This window comes from Streptosporangium sp. G12 (assembly GCF_052983175.1).
In genome coordinates this window covers 1-8,578 of sequence record NZ_JBRIQO010000068.1, presented here as the reverse complement: position 1 = coordinate 8,578, position 8,578 = coordinate 1, and the positions used below count along the sequence as shown (strand labels likewise).

The following is an 8,578-nucleotide window of genomic DNA, read 5'->3' as shown; positions in this document are numbered from 1 at the left end:
GTCGTCTCGACGTGACCGCGGATCCGCGGATCCGCGGCGCAGCCCTCACGCCCCCGGTGCCGATCTCGTGCCATGTGGGTCTGTCCAGTGAACGGCTCTGTCTCACTTTCGGCTCTGGCCCACTTTCGGTGGTGACCGAGCGTGGTCACAGGCGATAAGGGCGCGCTAGGGATGAATCAGCTGGCCAAAAGGGGTCGTGACGCGGTCCGGCCGCAAGGGCACGGGCAATCGCACGATCTCTCGGGCGTTTGATGAGGAACTCGCCCAGCTCCGCGGCGTCAGCTTGATGCGCACGTTCCGTCACCACCGAAAGTGAGCCAGAGCCGAAAACCGTACAGTCCCGGCGTGGCCGGAGCGATCGTATGGGTGGTCCACTTGACCGAGCCGTCCGGCCAACAGGCGATCGGCCGGCTCTGCGCCACGGCGCCGTCGCTCAGCACGAAGGTCCGCTCCTCGGCGAGTACCTACCTCCGAGGGATGAGTGCCAGGAGCTGAATCGCCGCCAGCGCGTACTGGCTGGCGTCGTTGGTGGAGACATACGGAGCCTCGTCGACGGGCATGAGGACGCTCACATCTCGGACGTGGGTGAGCTGCCAGTCGCGCTGGGCCTGCAGGGGGTTGACGTTGAGCTGGTCGCCTTCGCCGACGTCGAAGGCGTGCCATGCCACGTCGGCCAGACTCCGGTCCCCGGTACGGACGGCGGCGTAGGCGGCCAGGCGGCTGTGCGCCTGGATCAGCGAGACACCCCTGAGCTCCGGGTCGGTGAGATAGCGGCGGCAGTACTCCAGCCACGCCTCCTCGAAGCCGACCACCCCCAGGTCGAGGTCGATCAGTTCCGCGCAGACCTCCGGCAACCCGAAGACGGCCGACAGGTGGGAGAGGGTGATCTCGTCCGCCGTCCGGCGTAGACGACCGTCACGCAGCTCCGCCTCCCCGGCCAGGAAGCCATGTGGCAGGATCGCCAGATCGGCCATCGTGCCCAGCAGCTTGTCGCGCGCGCCGACGTCGCGGTGGCGCTCCCACCGGGTGAGCCACATCGCCGCGAGCGCGCCCCAGTCGGTGCCCAGGCCGATCCTCGGCTCGGAGACGTCGCGATACTTCCGCAGGGGGTCGAGTGCGGCGACCGCGTCCTCGGACAGTTCGTCCATGAGGTCGCCGGTGCGCTCGTCGGCGGTCAGGTAGTAGAACATGCGCCGGTAGATCGCACTGGAGATGCGCAGCTGCTTGCAGGAGCAGCCCCAGTGCTGCACGTTGTGCCTGGAGCCCAGGCCCTTCCACGGGCCCAGGTGGTAGACGTCCACCTCGCCGGTGTGGCGGGTCATCGCCTCGGCGAAGCGGAACACGTCGGCACGGCCGGTGCGCAGGAACTGGTACCACAGCCACAGATCGGGTGACAGCTCGGAGTTGTCCCACGCGTAGCCGCCGATGTCGTAGCGCCAGGTGTGCCGGTCGGCGTCGTAGGTGTGCATGACGTCGCCGTAGTCCCAGAACCCGTACCAGCGGCGTTGCTCCTGCTGCGCGAGGTAGTGGTCGAAGAGGAAGTCCAGCCGCTCCTCGATCGGCGCGTCGTCGGAGCGCGGCGCCCACGTGCCGAAGACGCCCGCCTCCTTGATCCACTCGGGGGAGGCTACCAGCAGCCCCGGGGTGAGACCGGCGGCGCGCTCGGCCAGCGCCTCGTTCGACGGGGTGGCCTCGAACAGGCACAGCGACAGTTCGTGGGTGCGGGCGATGCCGTACGGGGTGCCGTACCCGGGCTCGTGGTCCTCGTAGGTGATCTCCAGGCCCTCCAGCTGCTCCCTGTGGCTCTCCTGGCCCAGGCCGTCGTGCCAGAAGCGCAGGTCCATGGGCTGGGCGCCGGGGGAGTGGAGCCAGACGGTCGCGGCCGCCAGGCCGGTGGCGGCGTCGCGGATGTCGAGCCGGGTGGGGTGGAGCTTCCAGAAGTCACGCAGGCCGAAGCCGAGACCGCCGCTGATGCCGCCCACGTAGCCGTACCCCTGGGAGCGGGTGCCGGAGGGGATCGTCACCCAGCCATGCCCCGGCTTGGTGCGCTTGCGCAGCAGGAAGCCGTCGGCGCTGTTCTGGTCGAGCGTGTAGTCGCTCCAGGTGGGAATCAGGTGCAGGTGGTCGGCCAGCGCCGACGGATCGGCCGCCCGCCCTTCGACCTGCGCCCGCCGTACGGCCGCGCCGGGGTCGCGGCGCAGGCCGGTCAGGCCGCGCACGGCCTCGGTCAGGAACCCGGTCGCCGATCCCGCCTCGCCGAATTCCCTGGACGGCCCCGCCAGCCGGACGTGCCGGTCGTGCGGCTCGTCGCGCATGATCACGTCGGCGCGCAGGCCGAGTCCGCGCAGGAAGTCACGCTCCGGGTCGCCGTCCCAGACGAAGCTGTGGACCAGGCGGACCTCGGGCGAGCCCGCGTAGAAGTACAGGCGCACGGTGAACGGCAGCCGGGCACCATGCCTGCCCTCGACCCTGACCACCGCGCGGACCGGGCCGGCCTGCTCGACGGTGACCCGCTCGACGGTGGCGGTCACCTCGTCGTCGTGGATGCTGACCAGGCGGACGTTCCTGACGATCTCGCGGGAGCGGTGTCGTCGCGAGCTCTCCGACTCCGTGTACGAGATGGACTCGATGAGCCCGCCGCCGAGTCGCCAGGTGACCGGGCCCGAGCGGATCGTCCGGCCGGTCACGGTGACCGGATGCTCGGGCAGGGTGGGAACGGCCCGCGGGCAGAGCTCGTAGGCGTCGGAGGGGTCGCTCTGCGGGCCGATGGCGTGGGCGGACCACTTGACCGAGCCGTCCGGCCAGGTGGCGGTGACCCAGCTCTGCACGGGAGTGCCGTCGCGCAGGGCGAAACCGGTCCCTGCGGCCACGGTGCCGCGCGGCCAGGGAACTCCCCAGGTGACACCCTGCCTGCGCGCCCCGTCGAGCCAGCGTACTTCGGTCATTCCTTCACCGAACCGATCATGACGCCCTTGGCGAAGTGTTTCTGCAGGAACGGGTAGACCAGCAGGATCGGCAGAGTCGCGACGACCACGACGGCGAACTTGATGCCCTGCTCGGGGAAGAGCACCGTGTCGAAGGCCGAGACCGACCGCTCGGCGTTGACGCTGGTGAGCATCCGGACCAGTACCTGGAGCGTCCACTTGTCGTTGTCGTTGATGTAGAGCAGGGGCGACATGTAGTCGTTCCATATGCCGACCGCGTAGAAGAGCGAGAAGGTGGCGATGATCGGCTTGGACAGGGGCAGCACGATCCGCCAGAAGACCCCCAGCTCGTTGCAGCCGTCGATGCGGGCGGCCTCTTCGAGTGCCTCCGGCAGTTCCTGGAAAAAGCTCTTAACGATGATCAGATAGAAGGGGTTGATCGCCAGAGGCAGGATCAGTGCCCAGTAGCTGTCGAGCATGCCGAGGTCTCGCACCACCAGGTAGGTGGGAATCATGCCACCGCTGAACACGATGGTGAAGATGACCAGGTTCAGTATCAGGGTTCGGCCGGGAAGTGCCCGTTTGGACAGCGGGTAGGCCATGGTGAGCGTCAACATGACCTGCACCAGCGTGCCGACCGCCGTCACGCAGATGGTGGTGATCATCGCCTTGAGGAAGACGGGAGTGCTGAAGATGTAGTCGTAGGTGCTGGTGATGAACGTGTCCGGCCACAGGAAGAACGGCCTGGTGGCGATCTCCGCCTCGGTGGCGAAGGACCCGGCCAGCACGTACATCAGTGGCAGGATGGTCACCAGCGCCAGGCCGACGAGGAATGCGATGTTGAACGCGTCGAAGAGCCGGCTGCCCCAGGAGCTGTAGTTGCTCACCGTGGCGGGGGTTTCCGCCAGCTTCTTCGCGGTCAGGTTGTGCGCCATGCACCCCTCCTTCAGAACAGGCCCCGCTGGCCGAGGCGCTTGGCCAGCCAGTTGCAGCCGAAGATGAGCACCAGTCCGGCGACGCCCTTGAACAGACCGACCGCGGTGGCGTAGCTGTAGCCGCCCTGTGTGATGCCGACGTAGTAGACGAAGGTGTCGAAGACGTCGGCGACGCCCGCGTTGAGCGAGTTCCGCAGCAGCCAGAACTGCTCGAAGCTCTGGTCGAGCAGGTTGCCGGAGGTGAGGATGGCCATGATGACGATGGTGGGCCGGATGGCGGGCAGGGTGATGTGCCAGAACTGGCTCCAGCGCCCGGCGCCGTCCATGCGGGCGGCCTCGTACAGGTCGGGGTTGACCCCGGCCAGCGCGGCCAGGTAGATGATCGTGCCCCAGCCGGTGGTCTTCCAGACCGTCTGCAGCATGATGATCGGCCGAAACCACGCCTCCTGGGCGACGTAGTCGACCTTCTGCCCGCCCGTGATCGAATGGATCCAGTCGGCGATCACGCCGTAGTCGACGGAGAAGAGCAGATACGTCAGCGACGCGACGATGGTCCAGGCCAGGAAGTGCGGAATGTAGATGAGCGACTGGACCGCACGTTTGAGCCAGCGCACCCGCAGTTCGTTGAGCAGGAGCGCGACGATGATCGGCGCCGGGAAGGCGATCAGGATCGTCAGCAGCGCGATGATCATCGTGTTGCCCATCAGGCGGCCGAAGTCGGGCCCGGTGAACAGATCCTCGAAGTGCTTGAGTCCCACCCATTCGCTGCCTTCGACGCCGAGGAACGGCACGAAATCCTTGAACGCGATGGACAGGCCGTACATCGGCCAGTACCTGAAGATGGCGAAGTAGGCCAGGCCGGGCAGCAGCATCAGGAAGAGCCAGCGGTGGCGCCCGAACGTGGACAGAGGTGGGAACAACCTGCCGCGTGGCCCTGCGGGCTTGTCGGTGGCCACCTTGGCGGGCACCCGTGCCAGGTCGGTGGCCATGGCGGCCTCCTTTCTCGCGTGTTCCGCGAGGGACTCGGTGGGAGTCCCTCGCGGAACACGGCGTGTCAGGGCGTCAGCCCTTGTTGATCAGTTCCAGGAGCTCGGCCATGACCTGGGTGCCGCCGCTGTCGTACCAGCGCTTGATCTCGGCTTTGAACTGCTCCTCGGTGAGCTCACCCGCGAGGAACTTGATCCGCCCGTCGGTGGGGATCGGGTTCAGCGTGGCGCCCTTGTCCACCGCGGTCTTGGAGATGTAGGGCAGGGTCGGGTCGTGCTGCGCCGTCTGCAGGTCGAGTTCGGAGAGAGTCTTCTTCTCTTCCTCGATGGCCTGCTCCTCGGGGGTGGCGCGCTTCCACTCGTACGCCTTGTCGCTTGAGAAGCCGACGCTGGCGCTGGTGCCGAGCTGGATGAAGCCCTTCTCTACATCGTTGTTGATGGTCTGGATGGCGGGGTCCTGGTCGTTGATCTTGACTGCGTACTCGCCGTCGAGTTTGAAGTTCCTCCCCTCGATGCCGTTGTTCAGGAGGGTCGCGCCTTCCTTGGAGGCCAGCTTGTCCATCATCTTGAGCACGTCGTCGAGCTGCGCTTCGGTCTTGATGGTCTGCTTGGAGATGGCGATGACGTCGTTGTAGCCGGTGAAGGGCAGCGAGAACTTCTGGCCGTCGGGGCGTTTGAGGTTGCCCGCCATCGCGACCTTGGTCTGGTAGTCGCTCGCGTCCGCCTGCTTGAACAGTTGGAACAGCTGGTCGGCGCGAACGTTGACGTCGATGATGATGCCGCCCTTGCCCTGGACGAACGGGTCGCTCCACTTGGCGGTGTCGAGCGTGGCCCAGTCGGGGTTGGTCAAGCCCTCGTCGATGAACTTCTTGATGTACTTCTGCGCCTCCCAGAACTCGGGAGCGTCGAACTCCGGCACCAGCTTTCCGTCGCGCACCGCGTGGCCGTTCGGGGCGCCGAACCAGACGTCGATCGCGTTGTACGGGCTGGAGGCGCTGAAGTTGGGAGCCGGCCACTTCGGCAGGATCAGGCCGTAGGTGTCCTTCTTGCCGTTGCCGTCGGGGTCCTTCTCGGTGAAGGCCTTGGCGATCTCGTAGAGATCGTCGGTGGTCTCCGGCTCCTTCAGGCCCAGCTTGTCCAGCCAGTCCTTGCGCAGCAGGATCGCCGAGCGAAGCAGCGGACGGATCCGGTAGACGCCGTAGTTCTTGCCGTTGGTGGAGGCGTTGGCCAGGATCCGGGGGTCCTGGGGCAGGTTCGGGTATTTCTTGATCTTGTCCGTCAGATCCCAGAAGGCCCCAGCCTGGGCCGCCTTGGTGAACGCGGCGTCCTTGGGGTTGACGACCAGGAGGTCGGGCAGCTTGTCCGAGGCCAGGGTGACGTTGGTCTTCGAGGGGTAGTCCGCGTCCGGCACCCAGGTGATGTTGAGCTTTTTGCCGACGAGCTTCTCCACGGCCTTGTGCATTTCGCCGTTGGGGTCCGGTGCGGCGCCGAAGAGCTTGACCATGAGGTTCAGCGCGGCGGGCGCGGCCTGGCCGCCTTCGTTCTCGCTGCCGCACGCGGCCGCGCCGAACAAGGTTGTTAGCGCAAACATGCCGGCCAGCAGTCGGCGGGGGGTGGTGTTCATCAGTTGCCTTTCGCAAGCAGGAGCGCCTCGTTCTCGGCGAAGAAGCGCAAGGCCAGCCAGGTGTTCAGCTGGATCCAGCCGCCCACGGCGAGCGTGGGAAGCAGGAGGGGCAGGAGTGACACCGCGTAGGCCGTCGCCGCCAGGGCGAACAGCAGCACGATCGAGGACGCGGGCCGGGCGAGCGCGAACAGCGACGCCTTGGGGAGGTAGTCGCGTGGCCGCAGGTCGAAATGGACGTACATGGGCAGCAGGTATGCCGCGATCATCGCCAGGAACAGCAGGGCGATCAGGGAGGCCGCGCCGTACAGGGTCGTGGTGGACAGTACGGCCGCCGCCAGGAGGATCGGGAGTACCAGCAGCGAGCCCCGCGCGAACTCCCGCCGGTAGGTGGTGGCGAACGCGCGCAGGGGCGGGAAACCCTCGCCCATCGCGTGTCTGCGGGCGAGGGTGTAGGCGGCCACCGTCGCCGGGCCGATGCCCAGGACGACGCCGCCGGCCAGGGTGAACAGCAGCCACAGCGCGTTGAGGCGGATGGCCCACCACACCTCGTCGAAGGCCGGGTAGAGGCGCATCATGGCGAGGTCACCTTCAGGTTGGCGTACTCACCGATCAGCGGAGCCATCTGGCGAAAGCCGATCTTCCCGCCAGGCAGCGGGTGCTCGTCGCGCCAGCGGAAGCTCTCCAGGCCGTTGACTGAGAAGGCGATCTCACCCCCGGCCACGGTCAGGCGCATCTCGTACGGCCCCTGGGCGTCGAGCGCCGCGGGCAGCGGGTCCGGCCCTTGGGCGACGAGGTGGAAGCCGTGGCTCTTGCGCAGGTTGCAGGTGTGCAACCTGCGCTCCGACGGCCACATCCGGCGGAAGTAGGAGACGTGGTAGGCGTCCAGGTCGCCGTGGTGGTACTGCTCGTACGGACCGGTGCGAGGAGCGAGGTCGAACAGGTCCTCGCCCTGCCTGCCTCGCGCGTGGAAGAACACGATGGCCAGGCCGGGCTCGTTGACCGGCCAGAACTCCCACTCGATCGTGACGTCTCCGTCGAAGTCCTCGGGGCACCACAGGACGATGTTGGCCTCCTGGCCGTCCTCCGATGGCCGCAGGCTCTCCAGCCGCATCCGGCCCCTTGGGAAGGTGATCGCGCCGGAGCCCTCCAGCTGGAAGCCCTTGACGTCCTCGGGAATGGCCAGGGCGTTGTGGTAGCTCATCCTCCTCCCTCCTCTAGGAAAGCGCTTTCCGGATGAGCAGTTCGAACAGCGCCAGGTGAGACCGACAGGACCCCCTCGACAGGCGCGCCCTCGGGGGGCGCCGTGGCGACCTCGCGCCAGATCTTGGTGCCGACGCCGGCGTGCGGGACCGTGCCCGAGTGCCACTTCTCGGCACCGGCCCGCGAGGTGCGCCACTGGAAGAAGGTGGTGGCGTCGGCGGCCACCACGTCCACCTCGGCACCGAAGCCGAACCGGTCCATTTCCCGATGCCGGCGGAGCATCAGGTTGATGGTCTTCAGTACGACAGGCGTGATCCAGGCTCGTTCCGGCCACCGCTCGGGGTTCCGGGCGCCGCCGTAGACGATCACATGCTCTCCTGGCTCTTGTCAGCTCTGCGTTAGGGGGGATTAAAACGTTCTTCTTCTGGCAGCACAAGACCCCATTTCAGGAAACGGTGTTAGCGTGCGGTTGCGGTCAGGGCGCAACAACCCAATACTGATGACGATTGCCCGCGTAGCTGCCTCCACGGGGGTGGTGCATGGGTTTCCCCAGCTAGCGAGCGTGTCGCCGTGAAATGAGGACGATCATCGCGTGATCCTTCGAGTGCGAACTTCCAGCTCGAAGGAGAAGAAAGCAATGGCCGTGAACAACAGTGAACCTTTTTCATCTTCTGGCGGCCAACCGCTGGTCACAGTATGACCGTAGGGCCGGTGTTCGCCTGATGACGCAAAGAAGCTCCTGGTAGACGGGCTGATCACCACGATCACGTTCGTCACAACCAGAGGCTTCGGACGCTGTTCTACCGTGCTGCCGTCCCTTTAATGAGTGGGCGAAAGAGGGGTGCGTCGCCGTCACCCCTCTTTCTCATGTCCGCGTTCTCCGTCCGGGTCTCATTCGAGGACGAAGCT

Annotated in this window: 8 protein-coding genes; all 8 read right to left on the bottom strand. The window is 66.6% G+C overall.

The features are described from left to right. Positions 1 to 278 precede the first annotated feature (278 nt). Complete coding sequence (locus ACVCAG_RS45545; protein ID WP_447191658.1) at positions 279 to 422, bottom strand: RIFT barrel domain-containing protein; 144 nt, start codon at positions 420 to 422, stop codon at positions 279 to 281. A gap of 42 nt (positions 423 to 464) precedes the next feature. Next, positions 465 to 2,945 (bottom strand): exo-rhamnogalacturonan lyase family protein, encoded by a 2,481-nt coding sequence (locus tag ACVCAG_RS45540; protein ID WP_440089842.1) that lies wholly within the window; start codon positions 2,943 to 2,945, stop codon positions 465 to 467. Continuing rightward, a complete protein-coding gene (locus ACVCAG_RS45535) occupies positions 2,942 to 3,859 on the bottom strand; it encodes an ABC transporter permease subunit (RefSeq protein WP_440089844.1) in 918 nt (305 codons plus the stop codon). Before ACVCAG_RS45535 ends, ACVCAG_RS45540 begins: the two co-directional genes overlap by 4 nt. A gap of 11 nt (positions 3,860 to 3,870) precedes the next feature. Further along, positions 3,871 to 4,848: an ABC transporter permease subunit gene (locus ACVCAG_RS45530; protein WP_440089846.1), complete on the bottom strand. Its 978-nt coding sequence runs from the start codon at positions 4,846 to 4,848 to the stop codon at positions 3,871 to 3,873. Between the two features lie 73 nt (positions 4,849 to 4,921). Further along, positions 4,922 to 6,469, bottom strand: coding sequence for an extracellular solute-binding protein (locus ACVCAG_RS45525; RefSeq protein WP_440089848.1), 1,548 nt, complete (start codon positions 6,467 to 6,469; stop codon positions 4,922 to 4,924). After that, a complete protein-coding gene (locus ACVCAG_RS45520; protein WP_440089849.1) occupies positions 6,469 to 7,044 on the bottom strand; it encodes a DUF624 domain-containing protein in 576 nt (191 codons plus the stop codon). Before ACVCAG_RS45520 ends, ACVCAG_RS45525 begins: the two co-directional genes overlap by 1 nt. Next, positions 7,041 to 7,670 (bottom strand): DUF1961 family protein, encoded by a 630-nt coding sequence (locus ACVCAG_RS45515; protein ID WP_440089850.1) that lies wholly within the window; start codon positions 7,668 to 7,670, stop codon positions 7,041 to 7,043. Before ACVCAG_RS45515 ends, ACVCAG_RS45520 begins: the two co-directional genes overlap by 4 nt. Continuing rightward, positions 7,667 to 8,038 carry a beta-galactosidase gene (locus ACVCAG_RS45510; protein ID WP_440089851.1) on the bottom strand — a complete coding sequence of 124 codons (372 nt, stop codon included), beginning with the start codon at positions 8,036 to 8,038 and terminating at the stop codon, positions 7,667 to 7,669. Before ACVCAG_RS45510 ends, ACVCAG_RS45515 begins: the two co-directional genes overlap by 4 nt. Positions 8,039 to 8,578: the final 540 nt, after the last annotated feature.

Excerpts from the sequence above, each read along its gene's own strand:
- ACVCAG_RS45540 (WP_440089842.1), bottom strand. The coding sequence starts at position 2,945 with ATGACCGAAGTACGCTGGCTCGACGGGGCGCGCAGGCAGGGTGTCACC.
- ACVCAG_RS45535 (WP_440089844.1), bottom strand. The coding sequence starts at position 3,859 with ATGGCGCACAACCTGACCGCGAAGAAGCTGGCGGAAACCCCCGCCACG.
- ACVCAG_RS45530 (WP_440089846.1), bottom strand. The coding sequence starts at position 4,848 with ATGGCCACCGACCTGGCACGGGTGCCCGCCAAGGTGGCCACCGACAAG.
- ACVCAG_RS45525 (WP_440089848.1), bottom strand. The coding sequence starts at position 6,469 with ATGAACACCACCCCCCGCCGACTGCTGGCCGGCATGTTTGCGCTAACA.
- ACVCAG_RS45520 (WP_440089849.1), bottom strand. The coding sequence starts at position 7,044 with ATGATGCGCCTCTACCCGGCCTTCGACGAGGTGTGGTGGGCCATCCGC.
- ACVCAG_RS45515 (WP_440089850.1), bottom strand. The coding sequence starts at position 7,670 with ATGAGCTACCACAACGCCCTGGCCATTCCCGAGGACGTCAAGGGCTTC.